The organism is Agrobacterium tumefaciens (assembly GCF_005221385.1).
GTDB lineage: Bacteria > Pseudomonadota > Alphaproteobacteria > Rhizobiales > Rhizobiaceae > Agrobacterium > Agrobacterium tomkonis.
Genome location: NZ_CP039904.1, coordinates 1,959,648 through 1,978,875 on the forward strand (window position 1 = coordinate 1,959,648; position 19,228 = coordinate 1,978,875).

19 protein-coding genes are annotated in these 19,228 nt (G+C 59.8%); 9 read left to right on the plus strand and 10 right to left on the minus strand.

All coding sequences use genetic code 11. From position 1 onward, the window contains the following. Positions 1–7: 7 nt before the first annotated feature. A complete protein-coding gene (locus tag CFBP6623_RS24190; RefSeq protein WP_046801238.1) occupies positions 8–685 on the minus strand; it encodes a GntR family transcriptional regulator in 678 nt (225 codons plus the stop codon). A 130-nt stretch (positions 686–815) separates the two neighbouring features. Here CFBP6623_RS24190 and CFBP6623_RS24195 point away from each other — a divergent pair, with 130 nt between their 5' ends. Together CFBP6623_RS24195 and CFBP6623_RS24200 are read left to right on the plus strand one after the other, a co-directional pair. Further along, a complete protein-coding gene (locus CFBP6623_RS24195; protein WP_046801239.1) occupies positions 816–1,445 on the plus strand; it encodes a flavin reductase family protein in 630 nt (209 codons plus the stop codon). 22 nt (positions 1,446–1,467) lie between these two features. Then, a complete protein-coding gene (locus tag CFBP6623_RS24200) occupies positions 1,468–2,184 on the plus strand; it encodes an aspartate/glutamate racemase family protein (RefSeq protein ID WP_080843081.1) in 717 nt (238 codons plus the stop codon). 65 nt (positions 2,185–2,249) lie between these two features. On the opposite strand, the gene CFBP6623_RS24205 is transcribed toward CFBP6623_RS24200, so the two are convergent. The 4 genes from CFBP6623_RS24205 to CFBP6623_RS24220 all read right to left on the minus strand — a co-directional run bounded on the left by CFBP6623_RS24205 (position 2,250) and on the right by CFBP6623_RS24220 (position 4,906). After that, a complete protein-coding gene (locus CFBP6623_RS24205) occupies positions 2,250–2,756 on the minus strand; it encodes a DUF992 domain-containing protein (RefSeq protein ID WP_052820557.1) in 507 nt (168 codons plus the stop codon). Beyond that, positions 2,753–3,100, minus strand: coding sequence for a BON domain-containing protein (locus CFBP6623_RS24210; RefSeq protein WP_080843082.1), 348 nt, complete (start codon positions 3,098–3,100; stop codon positions 2,753–2,755). The genes CFBP6623_RS24205 and CFBP6623_RS24210 overlap by 4 nt, the downstream gene beginning before the upstream one ends. 7 nt (positions 3,101–3,107) lie before the next feature. After that, complete coding sequence (locus CFBP6623_RS24215; RefSeq protein WP_080843083.1) at positions 3,108–3,287, minus strand: CsbD family protein; 180 nt, start codon at positions 3,285–3,287, stop codon at positions 3,108–3,110. Between the two features lie 140 nt (positions 3,288–3,427). Next, positions 3,428–4,906, minus strand: a complete 1,479-nt coding sequence (locus CFBP6623_RS24220; protein ID WP_080843271.1) for a helix-turn-helix transcriptional regulator — start codon at positions 4,904–4,906, stop codon at positions 3,428–3,430. A gap of 190 nt (positions 4,907–5,096) precedes the next feature. Between CFBP6623_RS24220 and CFBP6623_RS24225 the strand changes: the two genes are divergently transcribed. From CFBP6623_RS24225 to CFBP6623_RS24250, 6 genes are all read left to right on the plus strand, one after another. Further along, a complete protein-coding gene (locus CFBP6623_RS24225; RefSeq protein ID WP_080843084.1) occupies positions 5,097–6,032 on the plus strand; it encodes a LysR family transcriptional regulator in 936 nt (311 codons plus the stop codon). A 104-nt stretch (positions 6,033–6,136) separates the two neighbouring features. Then, the gene (locus tag CFBP6623_RS24230) at positions 6,137–6,616 is read left to right on the plus strand and encodes a formate dehydrogenase subunit gamma (RefSeq protein WP_046801244.1); all 480 of its coding nucleotides are present in this window, start codon (positions 6,137–6,139) and stop codon (positions 6,614–6,616) included. Next, entirely contained in the window at positions 6,613–8,169 is a 1,557-nt protein-coding gene (locus CFBP6623_RS24235; RefSeq protein ID WP_080843085.1) for a formate dehydrogenase beta subunit, read from the plus strand. Before CFBP6623_RS24230 ends, CFBP6623_RS24235 begins: the two co-directional genes overlap by 4 nt. Positions 8,170–8,173: 4 nt before the next feature. Continuing rightward, on the plus strand, positions 8,174–11,056 hold the full coding sequence (fdhF, locus tag CFBP6623_RS24240) for a formate dehydrogenase subunit alpha (protein WP_080843086.1): 2,883 nt from the start codon (positions 8,174–8,176) through the stop codon (positions 11,054–11,056). Between the two features lie 68 nt (positions 11,057–11,124). Continuing rightward, positions 11,125–11,466: a formate dehydrogenase subunit delta gene (locus CFBP6623_RS24245; protein ID WP_080843087.1), complete on the plus strand. Its 342-nt coding sequence runs from the start codon at positions 11,125–11,127 to the stop codon at positions 11,464–11,466. Positions 11,467–11,580: 114 nt separating this feature from the next. Beyond that, positions 11,581–13,233 carry an OFA family MFS transporter gene (locus CFBP6623_RS24250; RefSeq protein WP_080843272.1) on the plus strand — a complete coding sequence of 551 codons (1,653 nt, stop codon included), beginning with the start codon at positions 11,581–11,583 and terminating at the stop codon, positions 13,231–13,233. Positions 13,234–13,443: 210 nt separating this feature from the next. On the opposite strand, the gene CFBP6623_RS24255 is transcribed toward CFBP6623_RS24250, so the two are convergent. From CFBP6623_RS24255 to CFBP6623_RS24275, 5 genes are all read right to left on the minus strand, one after another. Continuing rightward, on the minus strand, positions 13,444–13,668 hold the full coding sequence (locus CFBP6623_RS24255) for a hypothetical protein (protein ID WP_080843088.1): 225 nt from the start codon (positions 13,666–13,668) through the stop codon (positions 13,444–13,446). A gap of 130 nt (positions 13,669–13,798) precedes the next feature. Continuing rightward, complete coding sequence (locus CFBP6623_RS24260; RefSeq protein WP_046801316.1) at positions 13,799–14,008, minus strand: cold-shock protein; 210 nt, start codon at positions 14,006–14,008, stop codon at positions 13,799–13,801. Positions 14,009–14,392: 384 nt separating this feature from the next. Continuing rightward, positions 14,393–15,289: a dihydrodipicolinate synthase family protein gene (locus CFBP6623_RS24265; protein ID WP_080843089.1), complete on the minus strand. Its 897-nt coding sequence runs from the start codon at positions 15,287–15,289 to the stop codon at positions 14,393–14,395. 29 nt (positions 15,290–15,318) lie between these two features. Then, a complete protein-coding gene (locus tag CFBP6623_RS24270) occupies positions 15,319–16,200 on the minus strand; it encodes an SMP-30/gluconolactonase/LRE family protein (RefSeq protein WP_080843090.1) in 882 nt (293 codons plus the stop codon). Positions 16,201–16,256: 56 nt separating this feature from the next. Continuing rightward, the gene (locus CFBP6623_RS24275) at positions 16,257–16,976 is read right to left on the minus strand and encodes a FadR/GntR family transcriptional regulator (protein WP_046801252.1); all 720 of its coding nucleotides are present in this window, start codon (positions 16,974–16,976) and stop codon (positions 16,257–16,259) included. A gap of 302 nt (positions 16,977–17,278) precedes the next feature. On the opposite strand from CFBP6623_RS24275, the gene CFBP6623_RS24280 reads away from it, so the two are divergent. Next, complete coding sequence (locus CFBP6623_RS24280; protein WP_080843091.1) at positions 17,279–19,228, plus strand: ABC transporter substrate-binding protein; 1,950 nt, start codon at positions 17,279–17,281, stop codon at positions 19,226–19,228.

Below are 19,228 nucleotides of genomic sequence, written 5' to 3' on the forward strand. Positions count from 1 at the left end.
CGCAGGGTCAGGCGAGTGCAGCCCGCAGATCATGGGAAAGGTCGCGGATTTCGCTGAGATCGAGCTCCGCTTCCACATGTTCCAGGTGATGGGTCATCAGATGCGTGGCTCTCGCCGGGTCGTTATTGGCAATCGCGTCGACAATTTCCGCATGTTCGTCGGGCCCGCAGTTGAATCGGTCCGTGTTGCGGTAAACAGCGGTGATGAGGGAGGAACGCGAAATGAGGTCTCGCATGGTGGTGAACAGGAAATCGGAACCGACCGTTTCCGCAAGCAGCAGGTGGAAGCCGCCGGAAAGCTTGATGATGTCGGTTGTGATATTGTGAGCATTGGCCACGCGCTCCTTCTCGACATGGTCGCGAAGCCGTTTCAGATCGGTCTTGGTGGCGGATTTGCACAGCCGCTCAACGACACATTGTTCCACGGTGCGGCGCACGAAGAACACGTCCCTTGCCTCTTCGACCGAGGGTTTGGAAACGAAGGCGCCGCGATTGGGAACGATGGTGACGAGCCCGTCACGCTCCAGCACGGAAAGCGCCTGGCGGATGCGCGCGCGGCTGACGCCGAAAATGGTGGCGAGCTGCTCTTCCTTCAGCTGCACGCCCGGGCGCAGCCGCCGTTCAGCGATCGACAGCCAGACTTTCTCGACAATTTGCTGCGTGGACTGGCCGTTTTGTTCGGTCATCGGGTTCACTCTCCATTGTGGGTAGAGAAGCGTGATGCGGTGGAAAAAGTCAACCGTTTCAACAGAGTTTTGGTTGCAAGATTGTCAACAATCTGAAATAATATTGTGTACCATAAACAGGGTAGTTGTCATGGAATTCGACTTCACCGCGCTCGAACCACAAAGCCGTTATCGTCTGCTGACGAATTTTATCGGTCCACGGCCGATAGCGCTTGTCACGACGCGTTCGGCCGCCGGCCACAACAACGCGGCGCCGATGAGCTTTTTCAACGTTTTCTCGCATGATCCGCCGATCGTCGTCCTCGGTATTCAGCCGCGTGTGACGGGGGAGGAGAAGGATACGATGGTCAATATTCGCCGAACCGGCGAATTCGTCATCAACATGGTCGATATGGCTCTGTCGGAACAAATGCTCGTTTGCGGCCTCGGTTTCGACAGCGAGGTGGACGAGCTTTCCATGGCGCGGCTGACCGCGACCCCGTGCAGCAAGATCGATGCAAGCTTTGCGGCGGAATCGCCCTGTGCTTTCGAGTGCCGGGTGGAGCGTCTGATCGATTATCCGCGCCGCACACTGGTTCTGGGCGAAGTCGTGCACATGCATGTGCACAAGGATTGCCTCGATGAAGAGGGGCGTTATGTCGATCCGGACCGCTATCAGCCGATCGCGCGCCTTCACGCCGACAATTACATTACTTCGGACCGCCAGTTCGTCCTCAAGGCGCCGGCGATTACCGACTTCATCAAGCCAGACGGCGCGTGAAGGTCCTGAAAGGCTTACCCCGATGCATATTCGCCTGATCAACCCCAACTCTACGGCCTCGATGACGGCGCAGGCGCTCGACAGCGCCTTGCGCGTCAAACACATGGACACGAAAATTTCCGCTGCAAATCCTCTCGATACGTCCGTCAGTATCGAAGGCGGGGCGGATGAGGCGCTGGCTGTTCCGGGCCTGCTGCAGGAGATCCGCAAGGGTGAACAGCTCGGCGTTAACGCCTATGTCATCGCCTGCTTTGACGATCCGGGGCTGCATGCTGCCCGCGAAGTGGCGCGCGGGCCGGTCATCGGCATCTGCCAGGCCGCCGTGCAGGTGGCCATGACGATCAGTCGCCGATTTTCCATCATCACCACCCTGCCGCGTTCGATCCCCATCATCGAGGACCTTGTCGGCAACTATGGGGCGGAGCGGCATTGCCGCAAGGTTCGTGCCATCAATCTGCCGGTGCTTGGTCTCGAGGAAGACCCGCACGCCGCCGAATTGATGCTGATCCGCGAGATCGAAGCGGCCAAAAAGGAGGATGCGGCAGAAGCGATCATCCTGGGATGCGCCGGCATGTCGGCTCTGTGCGACAGGCTGCGCGACGCAACCGGCGTGCCTGTTATCGATGGGGTTACGGCAGCGGTGAAACTCGCCGAGGCGCTGGTGGGAGCGGGTTACAGCACTTCGAAGGTCAATGCCTATGATTATCCACGCATCAAGGAAGCCATGCTGGTTGCCTGAGCCGGGAGACGGCATCTGGTTTCGGGCAAATTGGATGCCCGAAACCGCGCTGTTTGCGACCTGAATTAGCGGGCGTGCTTCAATTGCAGACGTGATACGCCCGCTGCAATGTTTACACCCGTGCCAACCTCGGCGCTGATCGGCTGAAGTGCGAAATTCTTGGCATTGCCGCCGATCAGGGCGTTTGCGCCAATACCAATGCCGACAGAGGCTGCAGCGGAAGCGCCGACATACTCACCCCCAAGCGCACCGTCGCCGATGCGGCTTGCGGCGGTATTGAACACGATCCAGCTCATATAGGTCTTGCCCGTCACGCCGATATCGAGGCCGAGCTTGCCGATTGTGCCTGTGTAGCGCTCGGTTTTGCCGGAGCGCTGGCGAAACTGGCAATCGACGTTTTTGCTGGAACCGATCACAAGTCCGACCCCGCCGGCGATTTCGCAGGACAAGGTGCCGACACGTTCCTTCTGGACGGCTTCAGGCGCGCGTTTCGAGTTGTGTCTGGTTTCGGCCGAGGCGAGCGGGGCAAGTGCCAGGGTTGCGATGGCGGTTGCGAGAACGAACTTCTTCATTGTTTATCACTCCTGTTGTTGTTAGCGAGGTGGAGATGCGGGGAGGCCGCGTCCAGCCTGGTCGACGACCGCTGGCGGATCGCCAGATCGGCGATGATGGGTCGTGATGCGAAACACTCGGCAATGATGACCGCACGTTCGAAGGCAGAGAGGGTTTCAACTTCGCCCGTGAGGACGATGCACCCATCAGAGGAACTGACGGAGATGCAGCTGTTTTCCTGCCCGTCCGCATAGGCAATCAGTGCCTGCAACGCGGCGCAAAGGCTGATCTCCTGTGGATTGCAGCCCGGTGCCGTGTTTGCGGCCCATGAAAGCATCATCGTGAAACCTCCGGCCTTGAACATCGACGGATCACTTCAATGCTTTGGTGATGGCGTCTTTCGCCCGGCCGAACTTCTCCTGTGCGTGGCCGGCAACCTTTTCGGCCTTGCCTTCCGCCTCAAGTCGCCCATTGCCGGTGATTTTCCCGGTTGCTTCCTTGATGGTGCCCTTTGCCTGGCGGGCAATGCCTTCGATGCGGTTTTTGTCCATGATGTACTCCTTCCACCGTTGGATCATGTCGCTGCTGACAACGGCATGATGGGAAGGTAGTGCGGCGCATTGGCCGGAAGCAGAGCATTTTCTACTAGTTGAACTGGTATAAAGTGACCTATTTTCGCAAAAGCAGGCCGCTATTTTTCCCTGCGGCCGGAAAAGCCCCGTTCGCGTGCCCAGATAACCGCGGCGGTACGGCGGTTCACGCCGATCTTGCCATAAAGCGACGCGATATGATTCCGGATGGTGTGCTTGGAAAGATGAAGCCTGTCGCTCATTTCCCTGTCGCTGCACCCGTCGCAGATCAGCGACAGGATTTCCTCCTCGCGATCCGTCAGGTCCTTCAGCGATGCGGATGGCGTCGCGCTGCGCGCGTTCTGGCGCAGTCCCGCCAGCCTTTCGACGACGGTTCTGCTGAACCATGATGTATCGGTCATCACGCTTTCGATTGCCTCGATCAGTTCATTTTCCGAGCGTCTGCGCTCGGTCACGTCCTGTATCGCCCAGATGACGCATTGCTGGTCGTTGATCTCGGCGCGTTCGGCGGAAACGATGCATTCGGCTGTGCCGCCATCGCTCAGCTTCATGCGCATGTTTTCGTTGCGGATGGGGATGTTGTCCTTCAGCCGTTTCTCGATATCCCTGCGTGCCGCCACATCTTCCCACAGCCGCAGTTCGCCGGCGGTTTTTCCCACTACCTCCGGCTCCTTGCGGCCACATAATTGCAGGAAGGCGTCGTTGACTTCAGTCAGCACGAAGTCCTCCAGCCGCGAAACGGCAGCGGGTGCGGGCGAAAGGCGGAAAGATTTGAAGAACCGTTCCTCGCTCTGGCGCAGAGCGTTCTGCGCTCTGCGGCGCCCGTCAAGATCGGCGAAGGTGAAGAGCATGCAGGGCTCTTCGGCAACCGCGATGGTTTCGCCAGCGACGATCACCAGCCTGTCGCCTCCCGGTATGGGGATGAGCGCCTCCCGCTGGCGGATGATCTTGCCCTCATGCAGTCGCTTCAGCGCGTCCTCGCCGGCGTCGCATTCGGAAAACAGTCCAAGCTCCTCGACGCTCACACCGATAATGTCCTCACGCGTGAAGCCGGTCATTTCAAGAAAACCCTGATTGACGCGGATGAAACGCTCGTCTTCCAGCCGGCAGATCAGGCCCGGGGCGGGATTGGCGTTAAAGGCGCTTTCAAAGCGCGCTTCGGCCTCAAAACGGGGTGTTTCATCCCGGATGATGAGGACGAGGACGTCGGGCCTGGCGCCCGCGTCCTCAAGAACAAGGCCACGCATCGTGTGGACCCAGCACTCCTCCTCATTGCCGCTCGGTGACACTTCCACCGTAACGTCGTCGAAATCATCGCCGGCCAGAAGACGCTCGAGCGGATATTGTCCCTCTTCGAGCAGATGGTTATTGCGGTAACGAAGCGTGAAATTTCGCCGGTAGGCCGCGGCATCCTCTCCGAGATCCACGAGCGCCTCGATCCGGTGCATACGAAGTGCCGCGCTGTTTGCCCAGGCAATCGTTCCGTCCTTTTCGAGCAGGATCAATCCGTCGCTCAGCCCGGCGATCAGATTCTGCAATACCAGCCGGTTGATCTTCGGAACCTCTGCGATCGCGTCCATGCTTCCCCCGCTATCCTGATCCTTGTCGCTGTTATAACGCATGGTTGCGGCAAGTGTTGCAAGGAAGTCCAGCCTGTGTCTCCGCGCTCCGGCAGTCTCCTGCTGCCACCGGATTTGCGACAAGGCCCGTCAGGCACTAGTGTCCGGTTGCGTGCTGTCGCGCGCAGCGACACGTGTCATGGGAGGACGCATGATCGACAAGCTGGAATTTTTCATCGCATTGGCGCGCGCGGAGCATTTCGGGCGGGCAGCGGAGGAATGCGGCATTTCGCAGCCAAGTCTCTCGGCGGCGATCCGCCAACTGGAGGATCAGCTGGGTGTTGTTCTGGTGGTGCGCGCCGCCCGTTATCAGGGGCTGACACCTGAAGGCCAGCGCGTTCTGGAATGGGCGCGCCGCATCGTTGCCGATACGCGCACCATGCGCGAGGAAATGCGCGCCGCCCGCAAGGGTCTGGCCGGCCATATCCGCCTTGCGGTCATTCCCACCGCGCTTGCCATGGTGCCGCGATTGACGGAGCCGTTTCAGGCGCGCCATCCCGCCGTGACCTTTTCGGTGACGTCACGCACCTCGCTTCAGGTTTTGGGCCAGATCGAAAATCTCGAGATCGACGCGGGAATCACCTATTTAGACAATGAGCCGCTGGGGCGGGTGACGACAGTGCCGCTTTATTCGGAGCGATATCACCTGATTGCAGCGGCCGGAACACCTTTGGCCGATCAGGAAAGCGTTACCTGGAGGCAGGTTGCCGGTCTTAGGCTATGCCTATTGACTTCGGACATGCAGAACCGCCGTATCATCAACAAGCACATGGCGGAAGCGGGTGTAGAGGTGAAGCCAACGCTCGAATCCAATTCGATGATCGTGCTTTTTTCCCATATTCGAACCGGACAATGGGCTTCAATAATGCCGCGTAACATCGCGGAATCATTTGGTTTTCCAAAACAGATAAAAATGATCCCGATTATCGAGCCCGATGCCGAGCATCTTGTGGGCTTGATTGCGACTTACCGCGAACCGCACACGCCACTGGTTTCAGCGCTTCTTCATGAGGCGCGGCAGCGCGCTGCGGAGCTGGTTTTTGATAGGAAATCCCTATCGAGCGACGGAAACACCTTATTGACCTGATCCTGCCGGTCTCGCCATTCTTGCCGCCAATGCAGGGGTTGCGAAAGGGCTGAGAAATGTCCTGCCCGCCATCCTTGCCCCTGTCGGTTTGGGAGGACTGGCTTATGAATATTCAGGCGGTTGCCGCAGATGAGGCGGCCCGTGTTTCCGCGGTCATTGACGACTTTCTTCACCTCGAAGGGCCGATGCTGCCCATCCTGCACGCGGTTCAGGAAGAGTTCGGCTACATTCCGGAAAGCGCCAAACAGATTATCGCCTCCGCACTGAATGTGTCGCGGGCGGAGGTGCATGGTGTCGTAACCTTCTATCCCGATTTTCGTGATCATCCTTCCGGCCGGCATGTCTTGAAGCTCTGTCGCGCCGAGGCTTGCCAGTCGATGGGTGGCGAGCCTCTGGCGGACACCATAAAGTCCCGGCTCGGCCTTGACTGGCACGAAACCGCCGCTGACGGTTCCGTCACCCTGGAACCGGTTTTCTGTCTCGGGCTTTGTGCGCAGGCGCCGGCCCTGATGTTGGACGGCGAAGTCCATGCCCGCCTTGACGAGGACTGTCTTGGCGACATTCTGACGGAGGCGCGCCGATGAGTGTCACCGTTTTTGTTCCCGGCGATTCCGCCGCGCTTGCGGTTGGCGCAAACCGCGTGGCCGACGCCATCGCCCGGGAAGCGGCCAGCCGCAATCTTGATATCCATATTGTCCGCAACGGTTCGCGCGGCATGCTCTGGCTGGAAGTGCTGGTCGAAGTGCGCACCGACCATGGCCGCATCGCCTACGGGCCGGTCAAGGTCGGCGATGTGGCCTCGCTTTTCGATGCGGGTTTTCTCACCGGCGGCGAGCATCGTCTCTGTCTCGGGCCGACCAAGGACATCCCGTTCCTGAAAAGCCAGACGCGTCTGACATTTGCCCGCTGCGGCGTGACTGATCCATTGTCGCTTGAGGATTACCGCGCCTATCAGGGCATGAAAGGCCTCGAAAAAGCCGTCGCCATGGCGCCGCTCGACATCGTTGCGCAGGTGACCGAAAGCGGCCTGCGTGGACGCGGAGGTGCGGGTTTCCCGACGGGCATCAAATGGAAGACCGTTGCCGATGCCGTGGCGGACCAGAAATACATCGTCTGCAATGCGGACGAGGGCGATAGCGGTACCTTTGCCGACCGCATGATCATGGAAGGCGATCCCTTCGTGCTGATCGAAGGCATGGCGATTGCCGGCCTTGCCGTTGGTGCGACGAAGGGCTTCATCTATACCCGCTCGGAATATCCCCACGCCGTCAAGGTCATGGAACAGGCGATCGACATCGCCCGCCGAGAAGGCATTATCGGCGTCTCCGTCCTCGGTTCCGGGCGGGCCTTCGATCTCGAAGTGCGCATGGGTGCCGGCGCCTATGTCTGCGGCGAGGAAACATCGCTTCTCAACAGTCTGGAAGGCAAGCGCGGCACTGTGCGCGCCAAGCCGCCGTTACCTGCCCTGCAGGGCCTGTTCGGAAAACCCACCGTCGTTAACAATGTGATTTCGCTGGCATCCATTCCAGTCATCATGGATCTGGGTGCCGCTTTCTACCGCGATTTCGGCGTCGGCCGTTCGCATGGCACAATCCCCATCCAGCTTGCCGGAAACATCAGGCATGGCGGGCTTTACGAGACCGCCTTCGGCCTGCCGCTCGGGCAGCTGGTCAACGATATCGGTGGCGGCACGATCACCGGACGTTCCGTCAAGGCCGTGCAGGTGGGTGGTCCGCTCGGCGCCTATTTCCCGGTTTCGCTGTTCGACACGATCTTCGACTACGAAGCCTTTACCGCCGCCGGTGGCCTGATCGGCCATGCGGGTATCGTGGTTTTCGACGATACCGCCGATATGCTGCATCAGGCGCGGTTCGCGCTGGAATTCTGCGCGGTTGAAAGCTGCGGCAAGTGCACGCCCTGTCGCATCGGCTCCACGCGTGGCGTCGAGACGGTGGACAGGATCGCGCTCGGCATCGAGCGGGAGAAGAACACCGCGCTCCTCGAAGACCTCTGCGAAACCATGAAATTCGGTTCGCTTTGCGCGCTTGGCGGCTTCACGCCCTATCCCGTCATGAGCGCGCTCCGGCATTTCCCTGATGATTTTGCCCCCATCCCACGCGTTGAAGCTGCGGAGTAAGACCATGGCCCTTGTTTCTGAATTCGACTACGGAACTCCGAAATCCCGCGCAACGGACATGGTGACGCTCACCATTGACGGCCGGCAGATTACCGTACCGGCGGGAACGTCGATCATGCGCGCCTCACGCGAGGCGGGCATCGATGTCCCGAAACTCTGCGCCACCGATATGGTGGATGCCTTCGGCTCCTGCCGGCTCTGTCTTATCGAGGTGGAGGGCCGTAACGGCACTCCCGCCTCCTGCACCACGCCTGTCGCCCCCGGTCTCGTCGTGCACACGCAGACGGAGCGGCTGAAACAGATCCGCAAGGGGGTGATGGAGCTTTATATCTCCGATCACCCGCTCGACTGTCTGACCTGCGCTGCCAATGGCGATTGCGAGCTGCAGGATATGGCGGGCGCCGTTGGCCTGCGCGATGTGCGCTACGGTTACGAAGGCGACAACCACGTCAAGGCACGCACCGGTGAAGGTGATCTCAATGCCCGCTGGATGCCGAAGGACGAAAGCAATCCCTATTTCACCTATGATCCTTCCAAATGCATTGTCTGCTCCCGCTGCGTGCGTGCCTGCGAGGAAGTGCAGGGGACGTTTGCACTGACGATCGAAGGGCGCGGTTTTGAAAGCCGGGTTTCGCCCGGCGCACATGAGGCATTCCTCGATTCCGACTGCGTTTCCTGCGGCGCCTGCGTGCAGGCCTGTCCCACCGCGACGCTGACGGAAAAGTCGGTGATCGAGATCGGCCAGCCGGAACATTCGCTGGTGACGACATGCGCCTATTGTGGTGTCGGTTGTTCCTTCAAGGCGGAAATGCGCGGCGAAGAGCTGGTGCGCATGGTGCCGTGGAAGGACGGACAGGCCAATCGCGGCCATTCCTGCGTCAAGGGCCGTTTTGCCTATGGTTATGCGACCCACAGGGACCGTATTCTCAACCCGATGATCCGCGAGAAGATCAGTGATCCATGGCGGGAAGTCAGCTGGGAAGAGGCCTTGTCCCATGTCGCTTCGGAGTTCCGGCGCATTCAGGGCCAATATGGTCGGGAATCCATCGGCGGTATCACCTCGTCCCGCTGCACGAATGAAGAAACCTTCCTCGTCCAGAAACTCATCCGCGCCGGTTTTGGCAATAACAACGTCGATACCTGCGCCCGCGTCTGCCATTCGCCCACGGGCTATGGTCTCGGTCAGGCTTTCGGCACGTCGGCCGGAACGCAGAATTTCGACAGCGTGGAGCATTCCGACGTCGTCGTGGTCATCGGCGCCAATCCGACGGACGGTCACCCGGTCTTCGGTTCCCGGCTGAAAAAGCGGCTACGGCAGGGCGCAAAACTGATCGTCATCGATCCCCGCCGTATCGATCTCGTGCGCAGCCCGCATGTGGAGGCCTCTTTCCACCTGCCGCTGAAGCCCGGCACCAACGTGGCCGTGCTGACGGCGCTTGCACATGTGATCGTCACGGAAGGCCTGTTCAACGAGGCCTTCATCCGCGAGCGTTGCGACTGGTCGGAATTTGAGGATTGGGCCGCCTTCGTTGCCGAGCCTCAGCACAGCCCGGAAGAAACCGAAACTTTCACCGGTGTTCCGGCGGAAGAACTGCGCGGGGCTGCCCGCCTCTATGCCCGCGGCGGCAATGGTGCGATCTATTACGGCCTTGGCGTTACCGAACATAGCCAGGGGTCGACCACGGTCATGGCGATTGCCAATCTGGCCATGGCCACCGGCAATATTGGCCGCCCCGGTGTGGGCGTCAATCCGCTTCGCGGGCAGAACAACGTTCAGGGCTCCTGCGACATGGGCTCGTTCCCGCATGAGCTTCCGGGTTACCGGCATATTTCCGATGACGCCACGCGTGACATTTTCGAGAAACTCTGGGGCGTGAAACTCAACAACGAGCCGGGATTGCGTATCCCCAACATGCTCGACGCGGCCGTGGATGGCAGCTTCAAGGGCATCTACATTCAGGGTGAGGATATTCTCCAGTCCGATCCGGACACGAAGCACGTGTCCGCCGGCCTTGCCGCCATGGAATGTGTTGTGGTGCATGATCTTTTCCTGAACGAGACGGCGAATTATGCCCATGTCTTCCTGCCCGGTTCCACCTTCCTCGAAAAGGACGGCACCTTCACCAATGCCGAGCGCCGCATCAACCGCGTGCGCAAGGTCATGTCGCCGAAGAACGGTTATGCCGACTGGGAGGTGACGCAGAAGCTGGCGCAGGCCATGGGACTTACCTGGGACTATGCACATCCGTCTGAAATCATGGATGAAATTGCGGCGACGACACCGAGTTTCGCTAGTGTTTCCTATGACTATCTCGAGCGGACCGGTTCGGTGCAGTGGCCCTGCAACGAGAAGTTCCCGCAGGGTTCGCCGATCATGCATGTGGATGGTTTCGTACGCGGCAAGGGCAAGTTCATCCGCACCGAATATGTGGCGACGGACGAACGTACCGGTCCGCGCTTCCCGCTGCTGCTCACCACCGGCCGCATCCTGTCGCAATACAATGTCGGCGCGCAGACGAGGCGCACGGAAAATGTCGTGTGGCACGAGGAGGACCGGCTGGAAATCCATCCGCATGATGCCGAGCAGCGCGGCGTCAAGGATGGCGACTGGGTGAAGCTTGCCAGTCGCTCCGGAGACACGACGCTGAGGGCGCTGATCACCGACCGCGTGGCGCCGGGCGTGGTCTATACGACTTTCCACCATCCGGGCACGCAGGCGAACGTCATCACCACCGACTTCTCCGACTGGGCGACCAACTGTCCGGAATACAAGGTGACCGCCGTGCAGATATCACCTTCGAACGGCCCGACGGAATGGCAGGAGGAATATGATGCGCTCGGCCGCCGGTCGAGGCGGATCGCCGGCAAGCTGGAGGCAGCCGAATAATCAGGGCCGGGGGTGCCCCGGCCACTTGAAACACGGACGCCGACCGGCAGGCGGCGTGGGGGAACAGCATGTTGCTTAATCACACTGACGAAAAACTGGTGAGAATGGCGAACCAGATCGCGACATTTTTCCTGTCTCAGCCGGAGGAAGTCCGCATTGACGGTGTCGCCACCCACATCAACAAATTCTGGGAGCCGCGCATGCGCCGCCGGTTTTTCGAGATAGTGGATGCCGGCGCCGGTGATTTTCTGCCGCTGGTGATCGCTGCCTCAGTGGAGATCAAGAGACCCGGATCACCCAACGCCGATGCGGTGGGGCTTGGGGAGGATGCAAAGGGTGCGCCGGGAGGCAAGGGGCCGGCTGCGGGCGAGCCCCTATCCGAACCGAGTATTCCCGAAACCAGACATTGAGCGCGGCGAGGGGCCGCCTTCACCTGTTGCCGCATGGGAGAGCATTCGGCGGTTTCGCCCTGCCATATGGGGCGTATGAAATTTGTCCAGACATCCACGAGGGAGGTAATGTCGATGGCAGTAGCAGGCGTATCTGCGGGAGAACCGGTGCAGGCCGGAATTCTGGACCGCGAACGGATCATAGCAAAACCCGGATTTAACCGCTGGCTGGTGCCGCCGGCAGCATTGGCCATTCATCTGTGCATCGGCATGGCTTATGGCTTCAGTGTTTTCTGGCTGCCATTGTCGAAGGCCTTGCCGGCTACGGACCCCAGTTGCTCCAGTCTCACCCTTGTCGGCGCTTTGTTCACCACGCAGTGCAACTGGCGCGTGGCCGATCTTGGCTGGATCTACACGCTGTTTTTCGTCCTCCTGGGTTGCTCGGCGGCGATCTGGGGCGGCTGGCTGGAAAGGGTGGGGCCGCGCAAGGCCGGTTTCGTCTCCGCCTGCTGCTGGTGTGGCGGCATTCTCGTTGCGGCGCTCGGCGTCATGACGCACCAGCTGTGGCTGATGTGGCTGGGCGCGGGTGTCATCGGCGGTGTCGGTCTCGGCCTTGGTTATATTTCGCCCGTATCGACGCTGATCAAATGGTTCCCGGATCGTCGCGGCATGGCGACGGGCATGGCCATCATGGGCTTTGGCGGCGGCGCAATGATTGGCGCGCCGCTTGCCAACCTGTTGATGAACGCCTTCAAGACCGAAACGACAGTGGGTGTCTGGCAGACCTTCGTCGTCATGGCGCTGATCTATTTCGTCTTCATGATGGCCGGTGCCTTTGGCTATCGGATTCCGCCGGCCGGCTGGCGCCCAGAGGGCTGGACTGCGCCGGCTGCCAAGAGCGCGATGATAACCCACCGCCACGTGCATCTGCGCGATGCGCACAAGACGCCGCAGTTCTGGCTGATCTGGGCGGTGCTGTGCCTTAACGTATCGGCAGGCATAGGCGTCATCGGCATGGCGTCGCCCATGCTGCAGGAAATCTTCGCGGGCTCGCTGATCGGCCTGCCGGGCGTGGGTTTTGCGGATCTTGATGCGGGGCAGAAGGCGCAGATAGCGGCGATTGCCGCTGGTTTCACCGGGCTGCTTTCGCTGTTCAATATCGGCGGGCGTTTCTTCTGGGCGTCGATGTCTGACAGGATCGGCCGCAAGAACACTTATTTCTGCTTCTTCATTCTCGGGATCATTCTTTATGCGGCGGCGCCAACGCTTGCGACGATGGGGTCCAAGGCCTTCTTCGTTCTGGCCTTCGGCATCATCCTGTCCATGTATGGCGGTGGTTTTGCGACCATTCCGGCTTATCTCGCCGACATCTTCGGCACGCAGTTCGTCGGCGCTATTCACGGCCGGCTGCTGACAGCATGGGCAACAGCCGGCATCGCCGGACCGGTGGTCGTCAACTACATCCGTGAGGCGCAGATAGCCGCCGGTGTTGCGCCGGGCCCGGCGCTTTACACCAGCACCATGTATATTCTGGCGGGCATGCTGGCGATCGGCCTTGTCGCAAATGCGCTGGTGAGGCCGTTGCCGGAGAAATGGTTCATGTCGGATGCGGAGGTTGCCGCGCTTCAGGCAAAAACCGCTGCCGCCAGCGCCGGCCCGACCGGTTCCTTCGGCATCGGCAAGGGCGGGCTTGACGCTAAAGCCGCATTCGCCTGGATTGCCGTCGGCATACCGCTTCTTTGGGGCGTGTGGGTTACGGTGAGAAGCAGCCTCGCGCTGTTTGGCTGAACGGATTGCGTTTGTTGGCGCAGGAAAAGCGCGCCGCTTGCCAGACGTGTGTCGGCTTATAGTCGACATGTGATCTGGGTGCTAAAGACAAGGAGGCGGTTCAGGTTCAATGAGCCGCTTCCGAAACGCGCAGATGCTTCGGGCGGAAGAACGCTTGCCCCATGGCCATTGATCAGGGCGCGATGTTGCCTGATCAAATCATACCGTTGGTCATCGCCCGCGGGCACGTTTGGCAAAGAGAGCCGACGTGGCCGAAGCGCGGTCTGACTGTTCCTTTGCAAGACGTGCTTCCCGAAGTCGCAGGGTCTTCTCTTCGCGGGACCGGTTAAGGGAATCGAGTTCTTCACGCGCTTCTTCCTTCGCGAAAAACGGCGTTTGGATATGGCTGAAGGCAACCTCCGCCTTCTGGCGAGACGTGCTGTATTTTTCTGTCATGGGTGTTCCGCTGGTAAGGCTCGGCAAGCGAGCGAAAAATAAAAAGGCCAGGCGATTTGCCTGGCCTTGATTGGGTTGGTGTGCTTCCGGCAGTGCCAGTACATCCGTGGTCAAAGGGAAGCAGATACCCTCAGGCAGCCTGCAGATTGCAAGCCGACATCTTGCCCGACTTGTTGTCGCGCTCCAGCTCGAAGCTGACCTTCTGGCCTTCAACGAGTTCACGCATGCCTGCGCGCTCAACTGCGGAGATGTGTACAAAAGCATCGGTGCCGCCGTTATCAGGCTGAATGAAGCCGAAGCCCTTGGTGGAATTAAACCATTTAACTGTGCCAGTGGTCATGATGAACCCTTTCATAGCAATAGAGAGACCACAGCACTCAGGTGCTGCGGATGATGATAGCGATTTTGAAAGGAAAGGTTCGTTCAGAACGCGGTGCCAGACGCGTGACAAGCAAAGCTAAGCAAGCAAATTCGATTGCCCCTTGTATCGGGTCTATGCTCCAGTGTCAACCATTGGTTTTAGTGCTGTCATCATCGACAAAAAGTTGTGGCATGGCGGGAACGAGCAGACTGACCCAAGACTGAGTGTAGGCGGGCCCTAGAGCCCGGCCTTTTTCAGATCGTCGGCTTAACGGTCATGCGCGGATCGGGAGCGCAGAACGCACAGTCTGGCCCGTCCATTCGAGGCGCTTGGAACCCGGGCGCGGAATGAGGGAGGCGCCTGTTAACGCCAGCTGGCAAGCAATCCCTCAAGTGTTGAGCGATCTTCTTTGTCCAGACGCGCAAGGCCCGGCGCTCGAACCGGACCAACCGCAAGCCCAAGGATCTCCATCGCTTCCTTCACCACCGTCACATTCGCGCCGTTGCGGTATCGTGTCCGCAGCCGTTCGAACAGCTCGATCTTTTCGACGATCTTCCGGGCCGCAGTGAAATCGCCAGCCGTCAGGGCATCATGAACCTGCAGGGAAAATTGCGGCGCGACATTGACGAGGCCGGATGTGAAGCCGCGTGCGCCGGCGGCGCAAAAGGCGGGTGCCCAGCTTTCCGCCAGTCCGCAGACGTAGAGCGCACCGTTCGGATCGGAAGCGGCAATCGCGCGCGACAACAGCATGATGTCGGTGGTTGCGAACTTGATGCCGGCGACATTCGGATGGCTGGAAAGCCTGACCATGTCATCGACGGAAAAACCGTCGGCCCGGACATAGGCCACCAGCGGCAATTCGCTGCCTTCTGCCAGGCCGATAAAATAGTCGATCTGCGATTGCGGGGCTGCAAAAGGGTCGACCGGCTGATGCGACATGACGGCGGAAGCCCCCATGTCCTTCGCCTGCCGCGCCATGGACAGCGCTTCGCGCTGCGAGCGCCCGATTGCTGCCGTCACTGGGGCTTTCCCGCTTACACCTTTTATCGCGGCCTCATAAACCCTCATAATTTCAGCGGGTGTCAGGGCGTAGAACTCGCCGGTATTGCCCGCCGCGACGATATTATGGATGCCTGCCTTTGCCACGCGGGCGTAAACCTCGGCGGTGACGACGGCGTCCACTTCACCGCCCGCATCATAAGCCGTTACGGGAACGCCGGAGATACCCTGCAGGGCCTGGCGAAAATCGAATGTCGTCATCAATTTGTTCCTCAAGGTAAAGGGGCGTCTTAGATGGAGAATTTGTGAACGGGCGTGCCGGAGACAGGCGCATCGAACGCAACGACCGTGCCCGCCGTGGAGACGCCGTTGGTTTCGGTCACCAGACTGGTGAGATAGATCGTCTTAAGGTCCGGACCGCCGAAACACGGCATGGTCGGCCCCTTGAACGGCAGCCTGTAGATTTCGAACAATTCGCCTTCAGGCGTAAAGCGGTTGAGCCGTCCGCCCTGAACGCCGGCGCTCCAGTAGCAGCCCTCGCTATCGGTCGCTGCGCCATCCGGCCTGCCTTCGTCTGGCGCGAAATCATGGAGGCGTTCGGCAGGGCCGAGCTTGCCGGTCGCAGCATCGAAATCGAACGCCTGATACATGAGCCCGCTGCTATCGGAATGATACATCCGCCTTCCGTCCGGGCTCCAGGCAAGGCCGTTCGACGTGAACATATTACCGTCGATGATGCGCTCGATACCGCCGTCAGGCGCGACCCGATAGAGACGCGCATTGCCCGTGGGAACCGCGGCCTCGTCGCGGGTTCCCACCCAGAAATGCCCGTCCGGGCCAACCTTGCCGTCATTGAGGCGGCTATCGGGTCGTCCTTGGTCGGGGTCGCAGAGAAGGTCGAGCTTGCCGCTTGCGGGGTCGAGCAGATGCACGCCAGTCTTGAGGCCCGCCACTACGAGACCATTGTCGCATAGACCGAGACAGCCCACCTGGGCGGGCATGTCAAACCTGTCAAGCTTTCCGTCCGGATGCAGGCGGAAAATCGCCGGGGCGAGAATATCGACGAACCACAGATTGCCCGTCCGCTCGTCCCATGCGGGCGATTCGCCAACCTTCAAAGGCGTATCGACGAGGGGACGGAGTCTCGGTTCTATGATGCGCGGCTGGCTCACTGATTATTCTCCATCGCCCTTTAAGGCCTCGATTTTTTAAAATTGCGGGATCGGTTCTAGCCGCCGACGCCCTGAAACATGCGGGCGCGGGCTTTGAGGATGTGGTCTTTCATCGCGTCATGCGCAGCCTGCTCGTGGCGCGCAAAAATCGCTTCGACGATGGCTGTGTGCTCGTTTTGCACTTCGCGCACATGCTGCGGTGTACGTTTGAGGCTGAGACTGCGTGTCACCGACTGGCCGATGGCGAAATGCGGTTTGAACCAGATGCGTACGGTGATGTGGAACTGGTTATGGCTTGCCCTGGCAATGGCTTCGTGCAGGGCGAAATCTTCCTCTGCGCCAAGATCATTGCGCTCGAGACATTGTTCCAGCGCTGCAATTGCCTGCTCGATCCGCGTCTTGTCGGCTGCCTGCCAGTTGCGCGCCGCAAGCTCGGCCCCCGAGGCCTCAAGGCCGGCCCGGAACTCGAAGAAGCGCTGCACGTCGGCAAGCGAACCGACCGGCACCTGCTGTAACACCGAAGAGTCGGGTTGCTGGCGCACATAGGAGCCGGAGCCCTTTTGTGAAACGATAAGCTCGTCATTGCGCAGCCGCTCCAGCGCTGCGCGCACCACCGGCCGGGAAGCCCCGAACAGCGACGCCAGGCTTTGTTCGGATGGTAGCCGCTCGTTTATCGGAAACCGCCCGTCCGAAATCATGCCGACGATCTTTTCGTAGACGATGTCGCTGAGCCGGGTCTCGCCGCGTGCGGCCGACGATGTGGTCGTATTGTCCATCAGCACACCTTTCGTTGCAAATCGCTGAAGTTGAACGGTTTCCTGTATGTCATCCGCAACAGAAATACCGGGGTTTTATCAGCGGGGAGCGCTGCCGTTCCGATCTTTATCGTCAAACCTGTTTTCGAAAATCGCTCTACGAATAAAAAATATGTAAAAAGCTGTCAATACTTGTAATCATCTGAAAACGCCCATATGGTCTGCCCCTGCCGGTGGAGGATCGGCGTGCTGGCTGGCCGGGAGGGCCGTTGCGACACAGTGAAGGCTGTTTTGCTGCCGGTGATTTTTTGGGAGGATAATCGATGCGCGATGGGGATAAATTTTCGCTTGGCGTGACGCGCCGGACCTTTGTGGCGGGGCTTGGCGGCGTCGCCGCCCTTTCCGTCATCGGGACCTCGGCGCGGGCCGCCACCGGCAAAGAAGCGCCGGAACTGGCAGCCTTGGTAAAAGACGGCAAATTGCCGCCCCTGGCCGAGCGGCTGCCGAAAAATCCGATGGTGGTGACACCGCACGAAAAGATCGGCACCTATGGCGGCACATTGCGCCGTGGCCTGCGCGGTTCATCGGACCATAATGGCATTCTGCGCATGGTCGGCAATCAGGGGCTGGTTCGCTGGAACATGGATTTCACCGAGGTTCTGCCGAACCTTGCCGAGAAATGGGAGGTTAATGACGACGCTTCGCAGTTCACCTTCCATCTGTTGCAGGGCGCGAAATGGTCGGACGGCCACCCCTTCACCGCAGATGACGTGGTGTTCGCCATCGAGGACTGCATCAAGAACAAGGAGCTTTACAGCGCCACCCCGGCCCAGCTTTCCGTGGCCGGCAAGGCGGTCGATGTCGAGAAGGTCGACGATTTCACGGTCAAGTTCAAATTCGCCGCGCCGAACGCGCTCTATCTAGAAAACCTCGCTACACCGCTCGGCCAGCATCCAACGCTGTTCGCCAAGCATTATTGCAGCAAGTTCCTGCCGAAATACAATACGTCGCTGGATGCCGATGTGAAGGCGGCCGGCGTATCGAGCTGGACGGAACTGTTCCGCGCCAAGTGCGGTGATATCGAAATTCCGTCGCGCTGGTCGAATGTCGACAAGCCGACGCTTGATCCGTGGGTGGTGAAGGAACCCTATTCCGGCGGCGCGACCCGGGTTGTGATGACCCGCAATCCTTACTTCTGGCAGGTTGATACCGAAGGTAACCAGCTTCCTTACATCGACGAAGTCAATTTCGGCATTTCGCAGGATGTCGAATCGCTGATGCTGAATGTCATTTCCGGCAAGATCGACATTCAGGAGCGCCATATCAGCGTTCTCGCCAACAAGCCGACCCTGTCGCAGAACATGAAAAAAGGTGATTACCGTCTGCTGACGCTGGTGCCGTCCGCCTCGCAGCAGTGCCAGATCTACCTGAACATCACCCATAAAGACCCGGCAATGCGCAAGATGTTTGCCGACAAGTCCTTCCGTCAGGCGCTGTCCATTGCGCTCAACCGGCAGGAAATCATCGACATCGTTTATTTCGGCCAGAGCGAGGGATATCAGGCCGGGCCACGCCCGACGCACCCCTGGTATAATGAAAAGCTGGCGCGCCAGTTCACCGAATATGACGCCGACAAGGCGAATGATCTTCTCGACAAGGCCGGTTACGACAAGAAGAACGGCAATGGCATGCGGCTGCGTCCTGACGGCCAGCCGATTTTCTTCTCGATCGATGTCATCCCGACGCTTTATCCGGATCTTGTCGATGCGCTGGAACTGGTGAAGGCACAGTGGGCGCAGATCGGCGTTGATATCAAGGTCAACACCATCGAACGCGCGCTCTATTACACGCGTGGCGATGACAACGCCCATGATGCGGCGGTCTGGCCTGGCCCCGGCGGTCTCGATCCAATGCTCGACCCGCGCGATTTCTTCGCCTTCCATCCACAGGGGTCGCGTTACGCCATTCCGTGGGCGCTCTGGTATACGTCCAACGGCCAGAAGGGTGAGGAACCACCGGAAAGCCAGAAGAAACGCTTCAAGCTGTTCGACGAGGCGCGTTCGACGGCCGACCTTGCCAAGCGCGGTGAGAAGATGAAGCAGATCTTCGACATAGCGGCGGAAGAGTTCGAGACGATCGGTCTCTGCCTTGCCGTGGGTGGTTTCGGCATCATCCGCAACAATCTGCGCAATGTGCCGGAAACGGAACCCGACAGCTGGACCTGGCCCAATCCCGGCCCGGCGCTGCCGCAACAGTTCACCTTCACAAGCTGA

What these genes read in the sequence shown, in the direction of transcription:
- CFBP6623_RS24190 (WP_046801238.1), bottom strand. Translation starts at nt 685, where the DNA reads ATGACCGAACAAAACGGCCAGTCCACGCAGCAAATTGTCGAGAAAGTC.
- CFBP6623_RS24195 (WP_046801239.1), top strand. Translation starts at nt 816, where the DNA reads ATGGAATTCGACTTCACCGCGCTCGAACCACAAAGCCGTTATCGTCTG.
- CFBP6623_RS24200 (WP_080843081.1), top strand. Translation starts at nt 1,468, where the DNA reads ATGCATATTCGCCTGATCAACCCCAACTCTACGGCCTCGATGACGGCG.
- CFBP6623_RS24205 (WP_052820557.1), bottom strand. Translation starts at nt 2,756, where the DNA reads ATGAAGAAGTTCGTTCTCGCAACCGCCATCGCAACCCTGGCACTTGCC.
- CFBP6623_RS24210 (WP_080843082.1), bottom strand. Translation starts at nt 3,100, where the DNA reads ATGTTCAAGGCCGGAGGTTTCACGATGATGCTTTCATGGGCCGCAAAC.
- CFBP6623_RS24215 (WP_080843083.1), bottom strand. Translation starts at nt 3,287, where the DNA reads ATGGACAAAAACCGCATCGAAGGCATTGCCCGCCAGGCAAAGGGCACC.
- CFBP6623_RS24220 (WP_080843271.1), bottom strand. Translation starts at nt 4,906, where the DNA reads ATGGACGCGATCGCAGAGGTTCCGAAGATCAACCGGCTGGTATTGCAG.
- CFBP6623_RS24225 (WP_080843084.1), top strand. Translation starts at nt 5,097, where the DNA reads ATGATCGACAAGCTGGAATTTTTCATCGCATTGGCGCGCGCGGAGCAT.
- CFBP6623_RS24230 (WP_046801244.1), top strand. Translation starts at nt 6,137, where the DNA reads ATGAATATTCAGGCGGTTGCCGCAGATGAGGCGGCCCGTGTTTCCGCG.
- CFBP6623_RS24235 (WP_080843085.1), top strand. Translation starts at nt 6,613, where the DNA reads ATGAGTGTCACCGTTTTTGTTCCCGGCGATTCCGCCGCGCTTGCGGTT.
- fdhF (WP_080843086.1), top strand. Translation starts at nt 8,174, where the DNA reads ATGGCCCTTGTTTCTGAATTCGACTACGGAACTCCGAAATCCCGCGCA.
- CFBP6623_RS24245 (WP_080843087.1), top strand. Translation starts at nt 11,125, where the DNA reads ATGTTGCTTAATCACACTGACGAAAAACTGGTGAGAATGGCGAACCAG.
- CFBP6623_RS24250 (WP_080843272.1), top strand. Translation starts at nt 11,581, where the DNA reads ATGGCAGTAGCAGGCGTATCTGCGGGAGAACCGGTGCAGGCCGGAATT.
- CFBP6623_RS24255 (WP_080843088.1), bottom strand. Translation starts at nt 13,668, where the DNA reads ATGACAGAAAAATACAGCACGTCTCGCCAGAAGGCGGAGGTTGCCTTC.
- CFBP6623_RS24260 (WP_046801316.1), bottom strand. Translation starts at nt 14,008, where the DNA reads ATGACCACTGGCACAGTTAAATGGTTTAATTCCACCAAGGGCTTCGGC.
- CFBP6623_RS24265 (WP_080843089.1), bottom strand. Translation starts at nt 15,289, where the DNA reads ATGACGACATTCGATTTTCGCCAGGCCCTGCAGGGTATCTCCGGCGTT.
- CFBP6623_RS24275 (WP_046801252.1), bottom strand. Translation starts at nt 16,976, where the DNA reads ATGGACAATACGACCACATCGTCGGCCGCACGCGGCGAGACCCGGCTC.
- CFBP6623_RS24280 (WP_080843091.1), top strand. Translation starts at nt 17,279, where the DNA reads ATGCGCGATGGGGATAAATTTTCGCTTGGCGTGACGCGCCGGACCTTT.